Genomic DNA, 23383 nt, shown 5'->3' with positions numbered 1-23383 from the left:
GAAAATTTTAGGATTTAATCCCGATTAATTCCTAATTCTTTCCAGTTTTACGAGTTTACTTCGCATAGAATTTTAAAACAAATTTTATGAAAAAAGTAATTTTATCAGGATTTTTCGCAATAAGTTCTTTGGGAATGTTTGCACAGGCAAATACTAAAAATCTACCTGCTACTGCTAAGGATTTTATTCAACAGAATTTTTCCTCAAATACTATACAAGAAGTTGAAGAAAATGCTAACTGGAAAATATGGGAAGACGAAAAATATGAGGTAAAACTCTCTAACGGAGTTGAATTAGATTTTGACGAAAATGGAAACATCATTGAAATGGAAAGTCAAAATGATACAATTATACCTTTATCAGCTTTACCTGCTAATATCACTTCTTACCTACAAGAAAATTACCCTAACATACAAGTAGTTGGATGGGAAAAACAAAAAAAGGAACAGGAAGTTGAATTAGCAGATGGTATAGAACTAGAATTTGATGCCGAAGGGAATTTTAGAAAAATAGACTAAGATTTGCTAAATCATTTTTCTTTAAAGTAAGCTAAATTAGAATGTCCTCAAAACAGTTAAGATTTTGAGGACATTTTAATTATAACCAATAAAAAAGGACATTTTGAAATCTATTTAAATTAGGCTGTACATATAAAAATAGGCCGTCCCTAATTTGGTCTATGAATTTAATAGCCTTTAAAATTAGATTATGACAAAGGAATTGCCATCAAAGGAATTTTCAAATCGTCTATAAGGTCTTTTTTCTTATTTGCTGTAAATAGCCCGTAAAGTAAATTCTTCTTTTTATGCCCTGCCAGAACTAAGTCTATATTGCGCTCTTCTACAATATTTTTTATAGATTTTATTACCTCGCCCTGTATTAAAAGACCTTCTATTTCTATACTATATTTCTCTTTTACTTCTTCAACCCAACTTTGGATTTCCTCACTGGCATTTTTACGCTCTTTGGCTCTTTTCTCATAAACATATTGCGGCCCAGCTTCCCTGGCTAAAAAATCATCTGGATCTGCCTCCATAACGTGCATAATCCAAATTTTGGCATCTGTAAGTTTTGCCATTTTTATAGCATGTGTAATTAACTCTTCAGCATCTTTACGTCGGTCTATAGCTACAAGTAAGTTCTTCATAAATATTTAGGTTTTAGTAAACTACCTCAAAGTTAGCCCACGAGGCATTCGTTGTAAACAAATTTTTAATTTCGAGGCAAGCCTCGGGGTATTACACCCTTTGGCGGTACCAATAAAATGAAATTACACAAAAGATAAGCATTTATCAACCAAACACTCACTTTTTTAATTCATACTGCCTTCAGTAATATTTTATTCTCTTCAGTTTAACCAAAAAAACAAAAATATGACACCAAAACTCAACCTGCTATGTTCTTAGAGAGAGTGCTTTGTAAATTTTCATTTAGGATTAACAGCAACACTAAAGAAATTTTTTATTAAATTAGAATATTGTAATTGTTTCTGCAAAAAGCTTCTGTAAGAAACATCTTAACAAATTATCGTTCTCCCCAGGAACTCTTTCTTAATCTACATCGTAAGCTTTCTTAAAAAGAGAACTTGCCCCATTCATTTTTTGACCGATATAGTTTTAATTAAATATAAATTCCCAATGGCCCAACCTGTACAGATATTAATAGTTGAGGATGAAATGCTTATTGCCGCAAATATTTCCCTTCAGCTTACAGAAATGGGTTATGGAGTTTCAGGTATTATCCCCAGAGGGGAAGACGCTTTAATACATATAAGACATAACCTTCCAGATATTGTATTGATTGACATTCAACTTAAAGGTGAATTAGATGGAATTGAGACCGCACATAAAATGTTGGAAATCCATAGTAATTTAGCCATTATATACCTTACCGCCAATGCAGATGAAGCCAATTTCAACCGGGCAAAATCTACCCATCCGTATGCATTTATTTCCAAACCATTTAAAAAACTGGATTTACAGCGCAGCATAGAGCTTACCATAAACCAGTTAAGGTGTATTATCGCTACTCCAAAAACTGAATCCAACAACGAAAACTCAACCTTTGTTTTAAAGGAGTGTCTTTTTATACGCCACCAGGAAACCATGGTGAAAGTAGATATTAAAGCCATTAGATATATAGAGGCCGATCGCAATTACTGCCGTGTATTTTCTACCGATAGGGAATATTTATTGGTTACCACGCTTAAGGATATGGATAAAAAACTGCCTCAAAGGCATTTTTTCAGGATCCATAGATCCTATATCATTAATCTCTCCAGAATAGATGAAATAGCCGGCACACACGTGGTTATTGCCAAAAAAGCAATTCCAATGGCAAAGGGTATGCGATCTGAACTTCTAAAAAAACTACAAACCATTTAAGCCTTGGTAAAGATAATGTCTATTAGGACACTATTTAAGGTGATTCATCCTATCTCACTTGTTTTCAGAAGTTTCCTAAAGTAATTTGTAGTATAATTATTTAAAAAACAGGAAATTATGAAAAATTTAAAAATCGTTGCTTTGGTTTTCGCAATTGTAGTATTGCAAACCAATAATCTTTTTTCTCAAAATGACAATCAGGCTTTTTGGGTGCACGAAGACCAGGTTAAACCTTCTATGCAAAAAGAATATGAAGCCGTTACCAAAGATTTTATTGAAGCTTGTAAAGAACACAATCTACAAGATGCAGATTGGGCTACTGCAAGCATTAATGATGGGACTTATTTAAGTATTTCGCCTATTAATAATATGGCAGATTTAGACAAAAACCCCATGGCACCTTTAGCTGAAAAAATGGGAGAAGAAAAATTCAGGGAGCTGTTCAGCCGTTTTGATCAATGCTATAATGTACACCGTAATTATATAGTTCATTTAATAGAAAATATGTCTTATATGCCCGGTGGCCTTACCACAAATACTGTAGGGGAAGAGTACAGAAAATGGCATTTCTTTTATGTTACACCAGAAAATGTTGCCAATTTAAGGGAGAAGATAAAAGAGGTTAAATCTCTTTATGAGCAAAAAGGTGCTAAGCAAAATTTTAGAATCTATCGTAATGGTTTTGGAAGTTCAGGAGACTATTACCTTGCAGTAATTTCAGCAAAAGACGCACTATCCTATGCGAAAACATCTGAAGAAACAGACAAACTTCTGGGGGAAGAAGGCGAGAAATTATTCGATGAAATGATGGATTATGTGTATAAATACGAATCCAAAACCGGCCGTATGCGTCCTGATTTAGGTTATACCTCAAATTAAAACTACACCTATAAAAACTTTACACCTATATTTCATCCCATTGTTTGTTATGCTGTTTATTCCAAACTCTCTACACAGCCAAAACACGAGCAATTAGTTTATTGTTGAAATCATATATGAAGTTTTGCGAATTAAGGATGCAACTTCCGCTGAAGTTTCTCTGTTAACAGAGTCCATAAATTGGGATGAAATTTTAAGTGTAAAAAAAGCTAACAATGACAGTATTTTTCTTAGCGCCATTATAAATATGGAATGGCAAAGTATTTCATTTAAGGATCTTAAATTTCAGTCATCCGAAAAAAATGAAGTATTAGTCACCGGAATAGTAAAAGGACACAAGTCATCAGAATGTGAATATATCTCTACGAGATTCAAGCATTACTGGTCTTTAAAAGATGGTGAAATAATAAGTTTTACAGAATAATTGAAAAAATAAAGGTCATGAAAGAATTAATGTCATTAGGACTTGCAGTAGTCATATTTATAGCCTGTAACCAACAACGCAAACGCTACACACAGCAATCACAGGAAATAGAAACTTACAAGCAGGTACTGGAAGATTATGAAGATAGGGATTGGGAGGCTATGATAGCCCATTACAGCGATTCTGCTAAAATAATGAACAATGTACCGGAAGAAAAAGGGAAAAACCTAACACAATTCTTAGCTGAAAACAAAAAGGATGCAGCTCAATTTTCTACCTGGAATTTTGTAGATGAGCAATCTGAATATGAAATGATTGTAAATGATAAAGGAGAAACCTGGATAAACTTTTGGGGAATTTGGGAGGGCACATTTAAAGCAAATAACAAAGTGTATAAAATTCCTACCCATATTACTGCCCAATTTGTAAATGGAAAAATAGTGCAGGAATTTGGTTACTGGGATGTTTCAAAAATAACAAGAGATATCCAAAAGACAAAGATCGGTGAATTAAGTCCTTTAGAAAAAAGGACAGGGAAATAGCTGTTAATACAGCAATGACTTTCTAAAATGTGATGATGATGGAAACAGTAGGAATTATAGGCGGTTCAGGCTTTATTGGAAGCTACATAACCAGGAAATTTTTGGAAGAAGGCTACGAGGTAAAAGTCTCGGTAACCAATATTCATAAAAGCGAAAAATATCAGCATCTTTTTGACCTTAAAAATTCAGAAAATCTCAACATCAGGGCATTTAAGTTAGAAGATCTAGACCCTTTAAAAGATTTTATAGAAGACTGTGGTATTGTTATTCATAGTGGCACTCCTTTTCAATTGGATGTAAAAGATCCACAAGCTGAACTTTTTAATCCTACCATACAGGGAACACAAAATTTTCTTGAAGCTATTAACAAATCTTCGAATATTAAAAAAGTGGTATTTATAGCATCTGTAGCAGCCTGGAACACCAATTTCCCTATGCCTGCAGGCGGGAAAAGCTTTACCGATACTTTTGATGAAAAAGAAGTTAGGTACACCAGTAAGGATAGCCATCCATACTCGCAAGCCAAATTTATTGCCAATCAGGTAGTGGAAAAGTTCATCTCAGATAATCCAGAACTACCCTTTGAAATTTGTTCTGTTTCCCCTGTAATGGTTATGGGTAAATCTTTATCAAATAGAGAAGACTCTACCTCTACCGGCTTACAGTTTCTTATTAAAAACAAAATAGCTCCAGATGAATTTATCCAAAGGCTCTACGATAATAATGTGCCTTTTGCCGTAGTAGATGTTGAAGATGTGGCTATTGCAACTTATAAAGCGGCTACAACAAAAGGCTTGCACTCCAAAGATTACCTCCTAACGAGTGAAACCTATAAAGTATGGGATATTCATCAAATGTTGAATCATAGGGAGCCCCAGGAAAAAGCGAAAGTTATCTATAAAAACGATCTCGCCAAAATGGATTTAGAAATTCAATTTAAGCCTGTAAAAGAAACTCTAAGAAGTTATTCTGAGGAAATTACCTAGCGGCAAGTTTCGAGCATTTAAATCTTGATTATCAAGTAAAAAGAATCAAATTAAAAGATACTAACCATGAAAAAATTACTAATTATTATGGCATTAATACTGGTAAGCAATACCGGTACAGCCCAGGACAAACTCTACCTAATTTTTGAATTTATGAAAGTAGATAATGAGCAGGAACAAGCCTATATGGAAACCGAAGCCTTCTGGAAAGAAATTCACGTACAACGCGTTAAAAATGGAGATATCTTGGGCTGGGACCTTTGGAGTTTACAGCCTGGTGGTGAAGATCAGGGGTATCAATACTTAACCGTTACTATTTATAACGACCCGTTAAAAATGATGACCAGTGCCGGAGATTTTGAAGCCGCTTTAAAGGCCGCTTATCCAGATATGCCGGAAGATGATTTAAATGAAAAATTTTATAACACCGGTAAATCAAGAGATTTGGCAAAGCGCATATATCTTGAACAAATAGCAGTAACAAAAGGTGATTTTGAAATGCCGCTGGGAACAGTTGCTGCAATTAACATAATGAAAGTTTCTCAGGAAGATTACAGTACTTATGAGCAAAATGAATCAGAACTTTTTATGCCTATGCATCAAAAAGAAGTTGACGATGGGTTTATGGGAAATTGGAATTTATTGCGTTATATATTACCTACCGGAAGTGATGTTTATGCAACCCATATCACTGCAGATATGTATAAAGATTACGATCAACTTTTTAAATCCTGGGCTAATGAAAGACCAGCTTTGTCTGAAGACGAAATTAGAAAAATTGAGGATGCTTTAAAGACGCGAGATCTAAAGTATAGATATATGGCAACCCTTTTAAGAAAGGTGAGATAAATGAAATTTGGGATTCTAATAAATGAGAAAGTTTGATTATTTACCGCCCTGAAATGCTATGGTTCAGGGCTTTTTTTGGTAGTTACAGAAAGTATTTACACAATATTCTAAAGTTCATGTAAGTCGGTTTACTTTAAAATTGAATAAATATTGTGTGCCACAGGTATAAATCACCTGCATTGTCCCATCCAATTGCCGGTTAAGCAAGTCTATTAGTTTTTTCCCAAAACCGGTTCCTTTTACAGGTTCTCCTTCGGTTTGCCCAATTCCATTGTCCTTAACTAAAAGTTCTATTTCATAAGCAGACTTTTTCTCCAAATTTATAATAATCTCTCCCATTCTTTTATTCGGAAAAGCATATTTAAGGCTGTTCGTTAATAATTCATTCACTATTAAGCCTAAAGGAACAGCCGTATCTACATCCAGATGTAATTCTGGCATTTTGTAGATGATTTTAATGCGCGTTTTTTCTCCAAAAGAATCTAAAATATGATTGCCAAGGTTTATAAAATAATCTTTCATCTCTATAGAAGAGAGGTATTCACTTTGGTATAAACGTTTATGAATTATACTCATAGAGTACACTCTATTCTGACTCTCCTTCATCGCACTGGCTACCTTTGGATCTTTTATTTGCGCTGTTTGCAAGGCCAAGAGGCTAGAAACCACCTCTAAATTGTTTTTCACTCTATGATGAATCTCTTTCAATAGAAATTCTTTTTCATCATTTTTTTTCCTTAAAAGTATATTCTTTCTTCTGTTATTATTAAAACTAATAAAAAGTACGGTTAAAATTAAAAATAGAAATACGGCAATTAGACCAATAAAGTTTTGATTGGTTTGTTGCTGTAAGAGTTTGGTTTTCTGAAGTTTAATAGTATTCTCCTTTTGAGCAACATTAAATTCTGTTTGAAGTTGCGAGATACGTTGATCTGCTTCTGCAGTAAAGACAATTTTATTTAAAGAATCATATTGGGTAAATGCCCTATATGCCTCCTGGTATTGTTCATTTTCAGCATAAGCATTTCCCAGGCTATTATAGGCCTTGCTTAAAAAGAAACCATCACCAAAATTTGGAGTAGCCACCGCTATAGATTTCTGTATATTTTCTATTGCAGCAAGATGCTCACCGTTTTGGCTTTGCAACTCCCCAACGGCAAGGTATGAACGCATAAGCATAAATGCATTATCTAAAAGATAGGCGTATTTTATTGCATTTTTTCCGGCCGCTTCGGCTTTACTAAATTGATTTCGGTAAGCATAAAGGTCTACCAGAGAAATATAGACATCACTTAAATTGTTGTAAAACCCATAGCGTTCCCCTATTTCTATAGAACGCTCATAATATTGCTTAGCCTTCTCGTATTGTTTAAGTCTTAGATAATTATTTCCAACCACATAGAGTGTAAAATCATAATCAAGGTCAATTATATTTCTTTCCTCAAAAAATAAAAGTGATTTTAAGCCATATTCCAGGCCCTCCTCATATTTACCTTGCTTCCAAAGTAAATTACTAAGATCGCTATAAGCAATTCCCTTTGCTTTTTTGTCATTTAATTTGTCGCCAAGACTTAAAGATTTCAAGGCAAAATCTGCTGCTTTAGCTAACTGCCCGCGTCGTTCATAGATATATCCTAATTGTGTATTTAGAAATGCAAGATCTTCTTCTCTTACCTTTGTTTCAGCCTCTTTAAGAACTATTTTGGCTGCATCTAATTTTTCCTGGCGTAATAATATTGCTCCCTTGGTAATTTGAAACCTTCCGTTCCAAACCAAATTATTTTTTCCTGAAGTAAGCTCCAGTCCTTTTTCGGTATATTTTAGGGCTATGCTAAGATTTCTGGTATGCCAGTAATAAGCTAGGTCATTTAGAACTTCAAACTTTATGGTGTCTATCTTAATACTGCTCAAAGCACCCTCCAACTCGTTTAAATAAGAAGCATCAAAGTTATCTGTTTCTACAAATATCTTTTTATACGGGTTAGGTTTATCAAAATCAAAGATTTGTCCATAAGCTAAAGGACTTAAAAACGCTAGTACAAAAAGCACCAGAATTATTTTTTTACCTGAGATCAAGGAGTTACAAATTAAGATAGCCTTCTAAAGGTACTACTAAATAACTATTTATAAGCAACTTAACAACTGGAAGCTATAAAAGTTTAAACAAATATACAAGAGCTATTATGCCCGTATTAAGCATGCCGCAAACCTACTAATTCAACAAAGTATACTTGTGCAATTTGCCATTTTACAATATCTTTAAAAATCAATTTTTCAAAATTAAATTTAAATGAAAAGATCTATTACACTTCTGTTATTTTTTGTGTTCCAGGGGCTGTTTGCACAGCAAAATGGGCTTAGTCCCGAAGATGTAGCAAACATCAAACAAATCTCCAATGCAGTCATTTCAGCAGACGGAGAACATATAGCCTACCAACTCCTGGTGCCGGCAGATCCTAAAGAGGAAAATGTACCTGCAACCACACATCTCTATGTTTACAACACGAGCAATAAAACGGCTACACCTTATATAACCGGTTATAGCGCTTCTAATATTAAATGGAGACCTGAGCATAATAGCATTAGCTTTACCACTAAAAAAGAAAACGATAAGGCTACTGCTTTATACGAAATTAGCCTTCAGGGTGGAGAAGCACAGAAGCTCTATGAATTTGAAGGAAACATTTCTTCTTACGATTGGCAGGCAAACGGAACTCAATTGGCTTTTGTTTCAGCAATAAAAGATAAAGAAGATAATTCACTTCCTTACCAACCCGAGATCTATGAAACCAATTTGCAACAGGCATCTGCATATATCGTAGATCTTAATGATGCGAGCCCTAAAAAATTAGAAGTTGATGGCCATGTAACGTCGGTACAATGGAGTCCAAATGCTACCAACCTTATGGTGAGCGCTGCTCCTTCTTCATTGGTAGACGACTTTTACACCAATCAGAAAATTTATTTTGTAGATGCAAGTACGTCGAAAATTACTGCTGAAGTTGAGCATAAAGGGAAATTAGGAGCTATAGATTGGAGTCCCGATGGTAAACAAATAGCTTTTATAGCCGGTGAAGATAAACACGACCCTATTGATGGTCGTATTTTTATTGCTGAAACCACAGGTGAAAGCCCCCAAATTCTTCAAAAAGATTTTCAGGGACAATTTCACGAGCTTAGCTGGAAAGATAATAAAAACCTCACTGTACTTGGAAGTGAAGGAGTTTATAGTAGCTTGTTCAACTTGAATATTAATGATAAAATCAGCAAGGTTTTTACATCCCCAAACCTAAATATTACCGGATTTTCTGTCGCTACAAATAAGCATATCGCTTTTACAGGAAATGCAGCCGAACATCCAAGAGAGCTTTTTGTTTTGAATACCAAAAACTCATCATTTAATAAGGTTACAGACTCTAATCCCTGGTTAAAAAACAAGAAATTAGGGAAACAGGAAGTGGTTAGCTACAAGGCTAAAGATGGTCTTGAACTACAGGGAATTTTAATTCATCCTTTAGAAAAATCGGGAAAAACTCCCCTAATCACAGTAGTACACGGAGGTCCTGAAGCTCATTACGATAATGGTTGGCTTACCGCCTACAGCATGCCTGGGCAGGTTGGTGCTGCAAATGGCTACGCAGTATTTTACCCTAACTATAGAGGAAGTACAGGTAGAGGCGCCGAGTTCGCTAAATCTAGCCAGGGTGATCCTGCAGGAAAAGAATTTGATGATATTATTGATGGGGTAGATTACCTTATTGCAAATTATAATATAGATAAAGATAAGGTAGGAGTTACCGGAGGCTCTTATGGTGGTTACGCTACAGCATGGATGGCTACCAGACATACCAAAAGATTTGCTGCGGGTGTAATGTCTGTAGGCATTAGTAACAATATTTCAAAATGGGGCACCAGCGATATTCCAGAAGAGATGTTTCTTGTGCATAGTCGCCAACGTATTTGGGACGATTACCAGTTCTACCTGGAACGCAGCCCTATTTTTTACGCAGACCAGGGTGAGACCCCGCTTCTTATACTACACGGAAAGGAAGATACCCGTGTAGATCCGGGACAGTCTTTTGAGCTTTACCGTCATCTTAAAACCAGAACCGAGACTCCAGTTAGGCTGGTACTTTATCCCGGGGAAGGCCACGGAAACAGAAAAGCTACCGCCAGGTACGACTTTATGCTGAGAATGATGCGTTGGTTTGACACTTACCTCACAGAGGAAGCAATGGAAATTCCGGAAACACAACTGGAACTTCAGAGCAAATAATACGAAACACTTAGGTACTTAAAAGCCGGTTTGCAATTCTTGTAAACCGGCTTTTATTATTAGGGCTTTTATTGATTTAATATAGAATAATTCAAAAATCTAGATTAACTTATTACTGGCTGTACTTAGCCGAAAATTTCTTATAGGTTTTTACCGCTAAATTTATAATTAACAGCACAATAAAGCCAACTATCAGGCCAGTTAAAAATTCTACAATAATACCAGGAACAGGTATATTTTCTATTAAATCGTGATAAAAATGAATATTATGTACAAAAATACCTCCCGAAACTAAAAGCAAGGCTATAGTCCCAATAATAGATAAACCTTTAATCACCTTAGGCAATGCATTTACCAAAAACTGGCCAACTTTATCTGAAAAACTATTTTCTTCATCATTTAGATTTATAAGTTTAGCCCCAAATTCATCCATTCGTACAATTAAAGCAACAATTCCATAAACTCCAACAGTGGCCACAATAGCAATAACTGTAACCACAAGGATTTTGGTTAACAATGGTTCTTCTCCTACAGCTCCTAATGCAATTATAATAATCTCTACTGAAAGTATGAAATCGGTTAAAATTGCCGATTTTATCTTTTCTCTCTCAAGGCTTAAGACTTCTTCTTCAGAGAGTTTTTCCAGTTTAGGCTTTTCTTTTTTGTGCGAATGCGGAAAAAGATATTCATGTATTTTTTCAGCACCTTCATAGGCCAGATAAAGTCCCCCTATAATCAAAATAATGGTGATCGCTGAAGGTAAAAACGCACTTAGCAAGAAGGCCAGTGGTAAAATAATAAGCTTATTTAAAAAGGAACCTTTCGTAATTGCCCACAGCACTGGCAACTCTCTGGCAGACATAAATCCTGAAGCTTTTTCGGCATTAACGGCTAGATCGTCTCCTAATAACCCGGCTGTTTTCTTCCCTGCCACTTTACTCATTACCGCTACATCGTCCATCAAAGTTGCAATATCATCTAAAAGGGCAAATATTCCTGAAGCCATAGTTTAATTTTTATTAAGCCAAGATAAGTGTAATTCATAAACTGAAATTAAAATAATTTCGTAAAATTTCTATGAAATTGGTAGCGGTACTTCTTGCAACATTCACAAAATCCTTACGTCATTTTATAAAATCCCGTTTATAATTCAGTTAAATAATAAGTCTATCATGCAAACTAACCATGTGCGAAAATTTACTTTTTTCTTGAGTCTTCTAATTATTACTGCACTTTCCTATCTATTTATATCTTTTGAATTCATTCTAATAGCAATCATGTTAATAATTTCTATTTTCTTAATCCTCCTCTGCTTAGTCCATCTTTTTAAAAGGCTAAAAGCATTTTATTTTAAAATTCCTTCATTGATTTTGCTGATTTGCATCTCTGGAATCATGATTTCTCTTATTAGACCTTATGATAAAGCCATAATAACAAAAGGAACCATAAGTGAAAAATTAAAATATGCATACGAAAGTGACCAGAAAGATAGAAGGCAGCTCAGGTCTTTTCTGGGTTATTTTAGTGATTTAGAGGATAGAGATTTCAAAAGATTAAACCAGATAAAAACTATTAGAAAAAGTAATAATTTAAAAAAACCACGTGATAAATTCTATGCTGCGTTTATTTATCACCATGGCGATACTAGTATAGACTATAAAATAGCTTCAAAATTAGCAGCAGAGGCTGCTCAAGATGAGTTCCTAAAAGATGACTTTGAGGTGCAGTGGTTAAGAAAGGCTACCTATGATCGTTATTTATTATCTGTAGGAAAACAAGAAAAGTATAATACTCAAAATAGGTGGAGTTTTAATATAGAATAAACTACTTCATTCTCAATAAAGTTCTGTTCTATAAATAGGTAATCTCCCTAATTAAAAGTTTGCTTTTCAATCCAAATTACTGCAAGTATGCCTTCAAATAAACAATAAGGTTTAGTATATTGATTACTTATGTAAAGAACTTAGTTAAGGTGATAAATTACAATCACCTTAACTTACTATAGTTTTCACTTAACCACTATAGTTATTTAATATATAAAAAAAATAACGATAAGAAAAAATTATAGTATTTTTAAATTATTAAACATTAAACTTTCTCAATTATGGAAAACAATCAATCAAAAAACCCTGATAATCATAAGGTTTGGGACGTAAACGAATCCAGTAAATGCCCATTTATGGGAGGAGCAGTAGAAAAAACTGCTGGGATGGGGCCAAGCAATAGAGATTGGTGGCCAAACGCTTTAAACCTGAAGATATTAAAGCAGCATTCCAATTTATCTAATCCCATGGATGAAGATTTTAATTATGCTGAAGCTTTTAAAAGTCTTGATCTTGCAGCAGTAAAAAAAGACTTAAATGACCTTATGACCGATAGCCAGGAATGGTGGCCAGCAGATTATGGTCACTATGGTCCTTTCTTTATTCGCATGGCCTGGCATAGCGCTGGTACTTATCGAATTGGAGATGGCCGTGGTGGGGCAAGCTCTGGTTCACAAAGATTTGCTCCTCTAAACTCCTGGCCAGATAATGCCAATCTGGACAAGGCTAGACTTTTACTATGGCCTATTAAACAAAAATATGGCAATAAAATATCCTGGGCCGATTTAATGATCCTTGCGGGGAACGTTTCCCTTGAATCTATGGGGCTTGAAACTTTTGGTTTTGCCGGTGGCCGTGAAGATATTTGGGAGCCGGAAGAAGATATCTACTGGGGTTCTGAAGGCGAATGGTTAGGAAATAAAGAACGGTACCAAAAAGAAGGTGACCTGGAAAATCCACTGGGTGCATCTCATATGGGATTAATTTATGTAAATCCTGAAGGGCCTAATGGGGAGCCAGATCCTATTGGTGCAGCCAAAGATATTCGGGAAACTTTTGGCCGTATGGCGATGAACGATTACGAAACGGTAGCACTAATTGCCGGCGGACATACCTTCGGAAAAACACACGGTGCTGCTGATGCTAATGAATATGTAGCTGCAGAACCGGCGGGAGCAGGAATTGAAGAAATGGGGCTCGGTTGGAAGAACAGTTTTGGAAGCGGAAATGCGGAAAATACAATAACCAGTGGAATTGAAGGTGCCTGGACGCAAACACCCACAAAATGGAGTAATAGCTTTTTTGATAACTTATTTGGATTTGACTGGGAATGTCATAAAGGTCCCGGAGGTGCATACCAATGGAGACCAAAACACGGTGCCGGTGCAGGAACTGTACCAGATGCGCACGATCCTTCAAAAAAACACGCGCCATTTATGTTAACAACAGATCTGGCTTTAAAAGAGGATCCTGAGTATTTAAAAATTTCAAAGCATTTTCACGAAAATCCAGAAGAATTTGCCGATGCTTTTTCCAGAGCGTGGTATAAACTTACACATCGCGATATGGGGCCACTTTCCCGCTATTTAGGACCAGAAATCCCATCAGAAGAACTTATTTGGCAGGACCCGATACCTGAAGTTGATCACGAATTAGTAAATGAAAAGGACATAGCTGAGCTTAAGGAAATGATTTTAAACTCAGAATTATCGGTTTCCCAGCTAGTTTCTACTGCCTGGGCTTCGGCTTCTACTTTTAGAGGTTCAGATAAACGTGGTGGTGCCAATGGTGCTCGTATTCGTTTAGAACCACAAAGAAGCTGGGAAGTTAACAACCCGCCGCAATTGCAGAAGATATTAACCAACCTAGAAAATATTCAACAGGAATTCAATAATAAGCAATCTGGAAATAAAAAAGTTTCTCTGGCAGATCTTATTGTACTTGGAGGTTGCGTTGGGGTTAAAAAAGCTGCTGCAGATGCTGGCCATGAAATAGGCGTAGCATTTACACCGGGACGCTCAGATGCCACCGCAGAGCAAACAGACGCAGAAGCTTTTGAACCTTTGGAGCCCAATGCTGATGGTTTCCGTAATTATGTAAAAAATAAGGATAATATGTCTACCTCTGCCGAAGAAATGCTTGTAGATAGAGCTCAATTACTCACTTTAACTCCTCCAGAAATGACAGTTCTAGTAGGTGGTATGCGAGTGTTAAACACAAATTTTGATGGATCTAACCACGGTTTTTTTACAGATAGACCGGGACAGCTTACCAACGATTTCTTCAAGAATATTCTTGATATGAAAACTACCTGGAAAGCAACTTCAGATTCTCAAACGGAATTTGAAGGAAGCGATCGCTCTACAGATAAAGTAAAGTGGATAGGAACCCGTGCCGATCTTATTTTTGGATCGAATTCAGAACTTAGGGCTTTAGCTGAAGTTTATGGAACTCTAGATTCAGAAGAAAAATTTGTTAAAGATTTTGTAAAAGCCTGGGAGAAAGTAATGAACCTGGATAGGTTTGATTTAGAATAAAAAAAGGAAATCTAGTTTATTAAAGAGGATGTTTAAAAGGTACTAAAATCGTTAAGCTGTTTCGAAAATTCGGAACAGTTTAACGAAAATAGGCTTTTCAAACAGCCTCTTTTCTTTTATCCCTATTAGGATTAAATTTAACTTGATTAATATTATAGTTGAAATGTGCGTTCTAAATTCGAGCTGGATGATAGTTTTCAGTAATTATTTAATCCCAAACAAGAGATGGATTGTATAAATAGCAATTTAATATTGTAAAAAAAGCATAATCTTGTACTTTTTTTATATATTAAATATCTATAACAGAGAATGGTTACAATGAAAAACAACTCTTATCTGATAAATGAGCCTTCGCCCCACTCATATTCATTTAAAGATGAAAATTTGCTTTTAGAAAGTAAAAAAGAAGAAGAGCACAAAAATCTATTCCAGGAAAGTAAAAGTAAAAAATCTCGAATTTTCAACTTTATAAATAATTTTTGGAACCGATTAGTGGCTTACCCAACAAATTTTTCTCAATCGGCAAATTCTAAAATAATCAACATACTGGAAACTGAAAAGGTGATATTAGCGGATAATAAAATTAAATCTGTATTAGCCAAAATATTAGGATTACCAATAGATTCCAAAAGCCTTCAAAAAGCTGTAGCAAATACTAATAAAATCTTCCATGAAGATTATCCATTTGACTTCATATTGGAATATCAAGGTAAAAGATTAGGGATAATGCTATTAGACGTATGTCGCGACCTTAATAATAAAGAAGAGATAGTCTATAAGTTTAATCCCGAAATTAAAAGTTTTAAAGGCTTATTTTAATTGCTTTTTAGCATTCCTTTTTTCTCTAATTTTCTTCCTATCTTATAAAGGTATTCTTTTAACTAAATAACCTATCACGATACAGCTTTAACTGTAAGCGGCGCTTCAAATGTTTGGTAAACGGTTAAACTGGTGGTTCAAAAGAGATTGGAAACGATGAAGTTTATGCCGGTGGTATAATATGAAAAACGGCCAACAATTCTTATATTGTATTATAATTAAATATTTAGGATAATATGAAGAAAATTAAAACTTATTTTAATGAGATCGCGGTAGTTTTAATTCTATTATTCTCTCTACTAGGATGCGACTCTAACGACGATTCCAATGATTCGGAAACCGATGAAAAAAGAACCATTATAGAAATGGACACTCCCGTAAATAGTGATATTAATTGGAAGGATGTGAAAATGGTGTGGAATGAAGAATTTCAGGAGGCAACAAGCTTGGAGGATACTTGGAATTATGAAACAATGGATTTCATCACTCCTGATAATACAGACGGACTACAGATTTACCGCAAAGAAAATGCGGAGGTTAGCGGGGGAACATTAAAGATTCATGCGAAAGAAAATGATGGGGTTTATACTTCTGCCAGATTAAGCAGTAAACCTGCCTTTAAATACGGTCGCGTTGAAATTGGCGTAAAACTTCCCGAGGAGGGAATAAATGGTATTTGGGCATCAATAGGCTTACTTGGAGTTAATATTGAAGAAGTAGGATGGCCTCAATGTGGGGAGATTGATATTATGGAGTATTTTAGTAACAGCCCTAATAAAATCTTCAATTACATACACAGCAGCACAAACAATACTGAAAATGGTACATTGTTGAGTGCAAGCTATCCTATTGAATCTGCAGAAGAGGAAATTCACGCCTATGGCCTATTATGGACTGATAAATATCTCAAATTCTATGTTGACGATCCAGATAACATCACCTATACTTTTCTGCGACCCTCTTCGCCTACTGAAGAAAACTGGCCTTTTAATCAGCCCCTTTTCTTATTGACTGGATTGGTAATAGGCGGATCGTATGGAGGAGAAGGCGTTGATGCCTCCTTATTCCCAGCTAGTATGGAAATAGATTACATTAGGGTGTACCATCCAAATTAAATATGGTGCGCAATAAGATATGAGAATGTTGATCTTCAAATCCCATAAATCTATTGAATATTAATGATTTACGACACTTTTTGATTCTTTATAAGAACCTTGAGAAGAACAAAGTCTGTATAACAGAAATTAATGTATTATTTATTGGTAGTAAAATACCTCGGGGCAAGCCCACGAGGTATTCGTTGGAAACAAATTTTTAATTTCGAAGCAAGCGTCGGGATATTACACCCTTTGGCGGTGCCAATAAATCCACAAGATTATCTAAGCAAATACTGCATTGAGAAGGGATATGTTTTTTTATATACTGGAAGGTTCCATTGCAAAAATTAACACCTACCATTTTTTATATTGCACTCATTATAATGAAATATTTAATCTATATATTACTTTTTTCAACCTCGGCATTCTCTCAAAACTATTACTATGCCTTGGAAGAAACACAGAATCAAACTACCACAATTCCCGAAAACGCAACAGAGATTAGTAATGTAACGGAACTAATTGCTGGATTGAAATCTGAGCGTAATTTGTATTTAAAACCTGGAAATTATGTTTTACCCAACCGGCTTATTTTTCAAAACAATATTTCTAATCTACAGGTGATTGGTGCAGATGGGGCAGAAATCACAGGAGATTTTAAAACACTGATGTGGTTTCAGGGAACCGCTAAGAATATTAAATTTAATAATATAAAATTTAGTGCCTATGCAGGTCCCGGCACAGCAGATTACGGTGCAGGGCTCGTTGATTTCAGTAATAGTTCGGAAGATATTTTTTTCGAAAATTGCACGTTTACCAATCCCAATGTAAGTACCAACGGAATAAAATTCGTGAGTGAAGGGACAGCACGTTCTAAAAATATCAATATCCTAAATTGTACATTCGTGGATATTGGACGTATGGCGATTGAATTACAAAACCATACTCATGATGGTATCCTTAGGTTCGATGGCGTTACAATTAAAAATAATGAATTTAAAAGCCTGGGGTTACAATCTCAATATGGTATGGCAATAAGCCTTAGTGGTGCTGGTAAAAATGCTGTGCTTGCAAACAACAATATAATTGATGCAAAAGACCGCGGGATTGAGATTTTAGGATATGGGGAACTAACAATTGCCGATAATACATTCTCCGCACCCAATACGGCTTATAATCTAATTACTCTAGAAAAAGACGGGGTAGGCGAAGAGTATACCAAAAATGTTTTAATTACTGGTAATTCAGGTACTGTGCAAGGAGACGAACCTCACTTAATAGAAATTCGCCAAACAGATGGTTTGGTATATACCAATAATTCCTTTTATGCAGATGCGCTTCATGTAAGTGATGTGAAAAACTCTTCCTTTACAGATAGTTTTCACTCATCAGACGGAGGTATTGGGCTCTATGTAGATGATGGAAGTATAAATAACACCTTTAGCAGTAGTACTTTTATTACCACCGCTGATAATTCTTCCACAGTGACCTTTTACTCGGGTTCCACCGGCAACACTTTAAGCAATAACACTTTAAGAAACGAAGGGCAAGGGGGAACTATCTTCAATGATATTGACGGAGGTAATACAAATTTAGATAGCAATTAATCTTAATTTAACCATAGTTTCCGCCAAAAGTCAGGAAAAATTAATTTTTCTGCAAGACTATCCAATAAAGAGTGTAAATAAAAAATAACAGGGGTCACGAGCCCTGTTATTTTTACCTAATTTTAAATTTTACACATTGTGAAAAAGAAGATTTATTTTGCGATGTATTTTCAAAACAGTTTAAAAGCGTTGACACGTGAATGGCTTTTTAAAACAACTTCAAAAATTTGACATTGAGAAAATACCCAAATGGGAAATCCATGGCCCTTTAGGCAATTATAAAAGCCAGAAGTCTGAGAACCCAAAGATCATCTCTGGGATGTCATTTTAGTATATAGAGGAGATCGATTAGGTATGTTGATTCTAGATTACTATGGTCATTCAAACAATGATTTTGATCCAGAATACAAATTTAGCTCTCGCCTAAAGAGCTTTCCGGAATCATTGTAATTTCTCTATTACAATATTGTAAGTTTTTACTTTCACAAATAGTTTTTATCGATAAATCTTTTTTTTGAATTAAAAATTTTTTGTTTTTAGCATTTTTACGTTTAGTTATTTTTTTCAATTCATTTTTGTGGAAATCATCCACAATTTAGGTTTAATTATCTACGCATTTCTAGCCAATTCATTTCTTCTTTTACTTTCCAAATAAAAAAATATAACACGGTTTAAGCTGTATTCATTATCAAGAAAAATTAATTCTCGAAGCCAGATTTTTTTGGCATAATAATAGCTTTTTTTCGACGCTTAATTTCCTAAGAATATTCTGACAACACACATGTAAGAAACTGACTACAAACCATTTAAATGGCTTTTTATCGATGATTTTACTTTTTATATCGATATAAGTTTTTAGTTTTGCGCCAAATTAATTTAAAAACTAAAAATAGGATAATGCCCCTATTTCAAAAAAATCAGTAACAAATCTTAACCTAAATTATTTATGAAAAATCTGTTTTATATATTGCTATTTACAATATCTGCATGTTCGCCGGATACTGACTATCAGCTTTTAGAAGAATCCACTTCTACCGAGGCCGAGGATTCCATGGATTTAGAAGCGGAGTCTAATTTAAATCAAGATACTGCTTCTAACGAGATTAATATGATGGTAAACAGTTCTACTGTAAATTGCAGTGGAGAAATGGAAGGTACTTGCCTGCTCGTGCAAGAAGGTGATATGATAGGTACAGAAAATTGGGAAAATTTCTATTATTATGACAGAATTGAAGGTTTCAATTATGAAGCTGGTTTTGTTTATGAGCTCATAGTAAAAAAGACAAACGTAGAAACTCCTCTAGGAGGTGGTTCGTCTATTAAGTACGAGCTAGTGAAGATTGTCTCCAAAGAACTCCCGGAGACAACAGTACCTGAAAACGCAACAGAGATTAGTAATGTAACGGAACTAATTGCTGGATTGAAATCTGACCGTAATTTATATTTAAAACCTGGGAAATATATTTTACCTAACCGTCTTATTTTTCAAAACAACATTTCCAATCTTCAAGTGACTGGTGCCGATGGGGCAGAAATCACAGGAGATTCTAAAACACTAATGTGGTTTCAGGGGACCGCTAAAAATATTAAATTCAATAATATAAAATTTAGCGCCTATGCAGGTCCCGGCACAGCAGATTATGGTGCAGGGCTCGTTGATTTCAGTAATAGTGCAGAAGATATTTTTTTCGAAAATTGTACGTTTACCAATCCTGAGGTAAGTACCAACGGAATAAAATTCGTAAGTGAAGGAACAGCACGTTCTAAAAATATCAATATCCAAAATTGCACATTCGTGGATATAGGACGTATGGCGATTGAATTACAAAACCACACGCATGATGGTATCCTTAGATTCGACGGGGTTACAATTCAAAATAATGAATTTAAAAGCCTGGGGTTACAATCTCAATATGGTATGGCAATAAGCCTTAGTGGTGCTGGTAAAAATGCTGTGCTTTCAAACAACAATATAATTGATGCAAAAGACCGCGGAATTGAGATTTTAGGATATGGGGAACTAACAATTGCCGATAATACATTCTCCGCACCCAATACGGCTTATAATGTAATCACTTTAGAAAAAGACGGGGTAGGCGAAGAGTATACCAAAAATGTTTTAATTACTGGAAATTCAGGTACTGTGCAAGGAGACGAACCTCACTTAATAGAAATTCGCCAAACAGATGGTTTGGTATATATTGTCCAGTACACCTTTTACTCGGGATCTACCGGTAACACTTTAAGAAATAACACTCTAAGAAACGAAGGACAAGGAGGAAATATCTACAATGATATTGACGGAGGTAATACTAATTTAGATTAAAAAAATACTTCGGAGCTAGCAACTCGCGAGATTTACATAGATAAATAATATTTCATTATCGAGTTATACTCCTCGAAATCACATATGAAAATATAAAAAATCGGAAAGCCTTGTAGAATGTTTATTCACAAGCTTTCCGATTTTTTTTAATGGCTGTTCGGTGAAGATTTTTTCAGTTTTTTTGTTTTCTGAAGTATTTCAACTTTTCTCAAAACAGACTCCAGTTGAAGGGTAAAACCAAAAAGCTACGAGTTAGCAATTTTAGAGTAATTTTGCTTTGAGGTATTCTAGCTGCCCTTATTAGAAAAACAAATTTAACTTTGAAATGATTTGCGTAAAGAGTTATTTAGCTCAAATTAAAAATCTACATTCAGCAAAATCATATTATGTCATAAATATTACTTAGTTCTTCCTTTTAGAAAAGACATAATATAAAAATATAGGGCCATAATATAGATAACGTTTCCACATCCTTTTTGGCTCTTGTAACATTCGTCCTAACCATTCCAATCCTAGGCTTCTCCAAATTTTACTAGGTCGTTTTACCGTTCCTGCATAAAAATCAAATACAGCACCAATAGAGCAAATAACCTTGGCGTTTAATTCTTTTTTATGTTCAAAGACCCATTTTTCCTGTTTAGGAGCTGTCATTCCAACAAATAACACTTCTGAATTGAAAGAATTAGCTGCTTTAATCATTTTCTGATTATCACTTAATGAAAATTCTGCACTAAACGGTGGTGAATAGCCCTTCATTTTTATATTCGGAAATTCTTTATGTAGCCTTTTTTCAATTTTGTCGATAGTTGTTTGGGATGATCCTAAATAAAAACAGCTACCACCTCTTTTGTTCATTTCAGTTAACAAATGTAAATGTAGGTCTGCACCGGCAATCTTTCTTATTTTTTTTCTTTCTAGAACTTTTGCTGCGGCAACTATTCCAATGCCATCAGGCAAAAGAATATCAGCATTTTTCAAAGAATTTTTAAATTGTTCATCCTGTTCGGCTATGCAATAAGAATATTGGTTCAAGGTATCTACAACAATTTTCTCTGAACAAAATAAATCATTCAAATCACCATGATAAATGGAGTAGCCTAAACAGAAAACAGTTGAATTAGTATATTTCATGATCTAATAAAGTAAAGCTCATCTTAGAAAATTGACGAAGAAATTTTAAAATTGATATTAAAACAGTCCATATTTAAATTTACGATATGGAATTGCGAGTATTTTCTTTTGAACCACTTCAGTTGTGATCATGTTTCCTCTTCCCATTCCAAATTTCACTCCTCCCATTATTACTAAAACATTCTCAACCGGTACGCCAACTTGAATTTTAGCTGATAATATTAATCTTTCCAATTATAAAGCGTCAAACAATCCAGACTCTATAGCGTTGGATACTAGAAGGCTTGAATTAAAATATGGTTCATATATTTCTTAGGTCTTATATTTTTAAAAAGGTTGCACATTACACAAGAAGAACTATAAAGATTTAGAGTGGCATTTTCGGTTATTTTTGAGGTTAAACATCCAAAATCACCAACTTATATTATCTTATTTAGTTACTGAAGTTCATTAATTGATATAAAGAACCAGTAAGTTTATCCAAAGTGTATTCTTCATCGGCCACTTTATATGCCGCGCCAATCATCTGATCTAGTTCTTCAGGGTTTCTCTGGATTCTTAGAATTTCTGATATTAATTCTTCGAAGCTATTTTTCTCTATAAAATGTAAACCTTCTTGAAAATTGCAAGGGGTAATAGCTCCTTTAATTGCAATTATAGCCGTTTTTGAGAGTGCAGCTTCTATTACTTTTAATTTAAAACCACCACCAAGCCTTTCAGGTATAATAGCTATACCTGCTTTTTGATAGTAAGGAGTAAGACTGGGAATAGCTCCCGTCATATAAACACCTTTATAACGGTTATTTATTTTTTCTACAAATTTATGTTGAGCCTTCCCTGCTATAATAAGTTCAATTCCAGCTTCATAAAGTTTGTGGAAATTTGATGAGTTTAAAAACATTAAAAGGTTTTCTTTTTTAGGATCCCATTCAAAACTTCCACCTATTATTATTCTATTAAATTTCTTTTTTTGAGGAAAACCATTGATGTTAACCATGTTTATAATTGGTCGAAGCACTTTTATTCTTTTTACTTTGTAAGCGTTTTTGAAATACAATGCATCATGCTCAGATATTGCGCTTACTGCATCAAAGTGTTTAATCCATTTATTTTCGTATCTCTTTGTTTTTATTGCATCTTGCCAGTAAAGTATTTTTTTGAAAATAGACTTGTTATAAATTGACAGGTTCTTGCTCAGAAGATATTCAACATTGTGTGAGATATACACCAGTTTGGCATCTTTACGACCCTTCAATATGCTAGGTAAAGTGAAAAACATCTTCATGTGGTTAATGAAGATATAGCTGTAAGTTTCACCACGTAACATTTTACTCACTTTTGTAGAAAATTTTTTGGAAATGCGATTTTCAATCATTCCAGGATTGGCTGAGAATATAAATTGGAGAGGACTCTTTTTTCTGAAATTTACTATTTCTGTCTTTTCGAAGTATTTTAGGTTTAAGTGGTCCACCAAAGGCTCTTTATCATTAGAATCATAATAAACCATGTGTAATTGATAGGGCAATTTAGACAAAGCCTCCAAAATATTACAGGTATAAATGCTATCGCCAGAATTTCTGGTAAAGGGATTTTCATAAGTGATGAAAAGAATTTTACTCATAATATGATATTTGAAAATCTACTGTCTTAATGATCCCAGAGTGTCAGTATTTTTCTTTAAAAAATGTTATGACAATAATTAG

General features: G+C 34.6%; 21 protein-coding genes. 14 read left to right on the top strand and 7 right to left on the bottom strand.

What is annotated here, in order from left to right:
• The first annotated feature begins 86 nt into the window (after window positions 1–86).
• Window positions 87–518, top strand: coding sequence for a PepSY-like domain-containing protein (locus B5X51_RS09995; RefSeq protein WP_079721035.1), 432 nt, complete (start codon window positions 87–89; stop codon window positions 516–518).
• 188 nt (window positions 519–706) lie between these two features.
• Here the strand turns inward: B5X51_RS09995 and B5X51_RS09990 are convergent, their stop codons facing one another.
• Window positions 707–1147 carry a universal stress protein gene (locus tag B5X51_RS09990; RefSeq protein WP_079721034.1) on the bottom strand — a complete coding sequence of 147 codons (441 nt, stop codon included), beginning with the start codon at window positions 1145–1147 and terminating at the stop codon, window positions 707–709.
• A gap of 490 nt (window positions 1148–1637) precedes the next feature.
• On the opposite strand from B5X51_RS09990, the gene B5X51_RS09985 reads away from it, so the two are divergent.
• The 6 genes from B5X51_RS09985 (at window position 1638) to B5X51_RS09960 (ending at window position 6064) form a co-directional block, all read left to right on the top strand.
• Complete coding sequence (locus B5X51_RS09985) at window positions 1638–2384, top strand: LytR/AlgR family response regulator transcription factor (RefSeq protein WP_079721128.1); 747 nt, start codon at window positions 1638–1640, stop codon at window positions 2382–2384.
• Window positions 2385–2501: 117 nt separating this feature from the next.
• Window positions 2502–3263 (top strand): hypothetical protein, encoded by a 762-nt coding sequence (locus B5X51_RS09980; protein WP_079721033.1) that lies wholly within the window; start codon window positions 2502–2504, stop codon window positions 3261–3263.
• Window positions 3264–3387: 124 nt separating this feature from the next.
• Window positions 3388–3687 (top strand): hypothetical protein, encoded by a 300-nt coding sequence (locus B5X51_RS09975; RefSeq protein WP_079721032.1) that lies wholly within the window; start codon window positions 3388–3390, stop codon window positions 3685–3687.
• 17 nt (window positions 3688–3704) lie between these two features.
• Window positions 3705–4229, top strand: coding sequence for a nuclear transport factor 2-like protein (locus B5X51_RS09970; protein ID WP_079721031.1), 525 nt, complete (start codon window positions 3705–3707; stop codon window positions 4227–4229).
• A 35-nt stretch (window positions 4230–4264) separates the two neighbouring features.
• Window positions 4265–5215 (top strand): NAD-dependent epimerase/dehydratase family protein, encoded by a 951-nt coding sequence (locus B5X51_RS09965; RefSeq protein ID WP_317042110.1) that lies wholly within the window; start codon window positions 4265–4267, stop codon window positions 5213–5215.
• 66 nt (window positions 5216–5281) lie between these two features.
• Window positions 5282–6064: a hypothetical protein gene (locus tag B5X51_RS09960; RefSeq protein WP_079721029.1), complete on the top strand. Its 783-nt coding sequence runs from the start codon at window positions 5282–5284 to the stop codon at window positions 6062–6064.
• A gap of 114 nt (window positions 6065–6178) precedes the next feature.
• Here the strand turns inward: B5X51_RS09960 and B5X51_RS09955 are convergent, their stop codons facing one another.
• A complete protein-coding gene (locus B5X51_RS09955) occupies window positions 6179–8113 on the bottom strand; it encodes a tetratricopeptide repeat-containing sensor histidine kinase (protein ID WP_245828736.1) in 1935 nt (644 codons plus the stop codon).
• A gap of 241 nt (window positions 8114–8354) precedes the next feature.
• On the opposite strand from B5X51_RS09955, the gene B5X51_RS09950 reads away from it, so the two are divergent.
• Window positions 8355–10340, top strand: a complete 1986-nt coding sequence (locus B5X51_RS09950) for a S9 family peptidase (RefSeq protein WP_079721027.1) — start codon at window positions 8355–8357, stop codon at window positions 10338–10340.
• A 112-nt stretch (window positions 10341–10452) separates the two neighbouring features.
• On the opposite strand, the gene B5X51_RS09945 is transcribed toward B5X51_RS09950, so the two are convergent.
• The gene (locus B5X51_RS09945; protein WP_079721026.1) at window positions 10453–11346 is read right to left on the bottom strand and encodes a DUF808 domain-containing protein; all 894 of its coding nucleotides are present in this window, start codon (window positions 11344–11346) and stop codon (window positions 10453–10455) included.
• Window positions 11347–11704: 358 nt separating this feature from the next.
• Here B5X51_RS09945 and B5X51_RS09940 point away from each other — a divergent pair, with 358 nt between their 5' ends.
• The 5 genes from B5X51_RS09940 (at window position 11705) to B5X51_RS09920 (ending at window position 18223) form a co-directional block, all read left to right on the top strand.
• A complete protein-coding gene (locus B5X51_RS09940; RefSeq protein ID WP_079721025.1) occupies window positions 11705–12163 on the top strand; it encodes a hypothetical protein in 459 nt (152 codons plus the stop codon).
• A gap of 281 nt (window positions 12164–12444) precedes the next feature.
• Window positions 12445–14700 (top strand): catalase/peroxidase HPI, encoded by a 2256-nt coding sequence (katG, locus tag B5X51_RS09935; RefSeq protein ID WP_079721024.1) that lies wholly within the window; start codon window positions 12445–12447, stop codon window positions 14698–14700.
• Window positions 14701–15018: 318 nt separating this feature from the next.
• Window positions 15019–15519 (top strand): hypothetical protein, encoded by a 501-nt coding sequence (locus B5X51_RS09930; protein WP_139374863.1) that lies wholly within the window; start codon window positions 15019–15021, stop codon window positions 15517–15519.
• A gap of 236 nt (window positions 15520–15755) precedes the next feature.
• Complete coding sequence (locus B5X51_RS09925; protein ID WP_079721022.1) at window positions 15756–16634, top strand: glycoside hydrolase family 16 protein; 879 nt, start codon at window positions 15756–15758, stop codon at window positions 16632–16634.
• Between the two features lie 365 nt (window positions 16635–16999).
• Window positions 17000–18223 (top strand): right-handed parallel beta-helix repeat-containing protein, encoded by a 1224-nt coding sequence (locus B5X51_RS09920; protein ID WP_079721021.1) that lies wholly within the window; start codon window positions 17000–17002, stop codon window positions 18221–18223.
• Between the two features lie 412 nt (window positions 18224–18635).
• Here B5X51_RS09920 and B5X51_RS09915 read toward each other — a convergent pair whose 3' ends face one another.
• Window positions 18636–18815 carry a hypothetical protein gene (locus tag B5X51_RS09915; protein ID WP_079721020.1) on the bottom strand — a complete coding sequence of 60 codons (180 nt, stop codon included), beginning with the start codon at window positions 18813–18815 and terminating at the stop codon, window positions 18636–18638.
• A gap of 354 nt (window positions 18816–19169) precedes the next feature.
• On the opposite strand from B5X51_RS09915, the gene B5X51_RS09910 reads away from it, so the two are divergent.
• On the top strand, window positions 19170–20549 hold the full coding sequence (locus tag B5X51_RS09910) for a DUF4377 domain-containing protein (RefSeq protein ID WP_079721019.1): 1380 nt from the start codon (window positions 19170–19172) through the stop codon (window positions 20547–20549).
• Window positions 20550–20951: 402 nt separating this feature from the next.
• Here the strand turns inward: B5X51_RS09910 and B5X51_RS09905 are convergent, their stop codons facing one another.
• The 3 genes from B5X51_RS09905 to B5X51_RS09900 form a co-directional block, all read right to left on the bottom strand.
• Complete coding sequence (locus tag B5X51_RS09905; RefSeq protein ID WP_079721018.1) at window positions 20952–21680, bottom strand: WecB/TagA/CpsF family glycosyltransferase; 729 nt, start codon at window positions 21678–21680, stop codon at window positions 20952–20954.
• A 57-nt stretch (window positions 21681–21737) separates the two neighbouring features.
• Window positions 21738–21914 carry a hypothetical protein gene (locus B5X51_RS15920; RefSeq protein WP_176132750.1) on the bottom strand — a complete coding sequence of 59 codons (177 nt, stop codon included), beginning with the start codon at window positions 21912–21914 and terminating at the stop codon, window positions 21738–21740.
• A gap of 199 nt (window positions 21915–22113) precedes the next feature.
• Window positions 22114–23301 (bottom strand): glycosyltransferase family 4 protein, encoded by a 1188-nt coding sequence (locus tag B5X51_RS09900; RefSeq protein ID WP_079721017.1) that lies wholly within the window; start codon window positions 23299–23301, stop codon window positions 22114–22116.
• Window positions 23302–23383: the final 82 nt, after the last annotated feature.

Source organism: Salegentibacter holothuriorum, assembly GCF_900168045.1.
In the GTDB taxonomy this organism is placed as follows: Bacteria; Bacteroidota; Bacteroidia; order Flavobacteriales; family Flavobacteriaceae; genus Salegentibacter; species Salegentibacter holothuriorum.
Note: the sequence above shows the minus strand (reverse complement) of the source record. Positions and strands in the feature narration are given on the sequence as shown.

What these genes read in the sequence shown, in the direction of transcription:
- B5X51_RS09995 (WP_079721035.1), top strand. Translation starts at nt 87, where the DNA reads ATGAAAAAAGTAATTTTATCAGGATTTTTCGCAATAAGTTCTTTGGGA.
- B5X51_RS09990 (WP_079721034.1), bottom strand. Translation starts at nt 1,147, where the DNA reads ATGAAGAACTTACTTGTAGCTATAGACCGACGTAAAGATGCTGAAGAG.
- B5X51_RS09985 (WP_079721128.1), top strand. Translation starts at nt 1,638, where the DNA reads ATGGCCCAACCTGTACAGATATTAATAGTTGAGGATGAAATGCTTATT.
- B5X51_RS09980 (WP_079721033.1), top strand. Translation starts at nt 2,502, where the DNA reads ATGAAAAATTTAAAAATCGTTGCTTTGGTTTTCGCAATTGTAGTATTG.
- B5X51_RS09970 (WP_079721031.1), top strand. Translation starts at nt 3,705, where the DNA reads ATGAAAGAATTAATGTCATTAGGACTTGCAGTAGTCATATTTATAGCC.
- B5X51_RS09965 (WP_317042110.1), top strand. Translation starts at nt 4,265, where the DNA reads ATGATGGAAACAGTAGGAATTATAGGCGGTTCAGGCTTTATTGGAAGC.
- B5X51_RS09960 (WP_079721029.1), top strand. Translation starts at nt 5,282, where the DNA reads ATGAAAAAATTACTAATTATTATGGCATTAATACTGGTAAGCAATACC.
- B5X51_RS09950 (WP_079721027.1), top strand. Translation starts at nt 8,355, where the DNA reads ATGAAAAGATCTATTACACTTCTGTTATTTTTTGTGTTCCAGGGGCTG.
- B5X51_RS09945 (WP_079721026.1), bottom strand. Translation starts at nt 11,346, where the DNA reads ATGGCTTCAGGAATATTTGCCCTTTTAGATGATATTGCAACTTTGATG.
- katG (WP_079721024.1), top strand. Translation starts at nt 12,445, where the DNA reads ATGGAAAACAATCAATCAAAAAACCCTGATAATCATAAGGTTTGGGAC.
- B5X51_RS09930 (WP_139374863.1), top strand. Translation starts at nt 15,019, where the DNA reads ATGAAAAACAACTCTTATCTGATAAATGAGCCTTCGCCCCACTCATAT.
- B5X51_RS09925 (WP_079721022.1), top strand. Translation starts at nt 15,756, where the DNA reads ATGAAGAAAATTAAAACTTATTTTAATGAGATCGCGGTAGTTTTAATT.
- B5X51_RS09920 (WP_079721021.1), top strand. Translation starts at nt 17,000, where the DNA reads ATGAAATATTTAATCTATATATTACTTTTTTCAACCTCGGCATTCTCT.
- B5X51_RS09910 (WP_079721019.1), top strand. Translation starts at nt 19,170, where the DNA reads ATGAAAAATCTGTTTTATATATTGCTATTTACAATATCTGCATGTTCG.
- B5X51_RS09905 (WP_079721018.1), bottom strand. Translation starts at nt 21,680, where the DNA reads ATGAAATATACTAATTCAACTGTTTTCTGTTTAGGCTACTCCATTTAT.
- B5X51_RS09900 (WP_079721017.1), bottom strand. Translation starts at nt 23,301, where the DNA reads ATGAGTAAAATTCTTTTCATCACTTATGAAAATCCCTTTACCAGAAAT.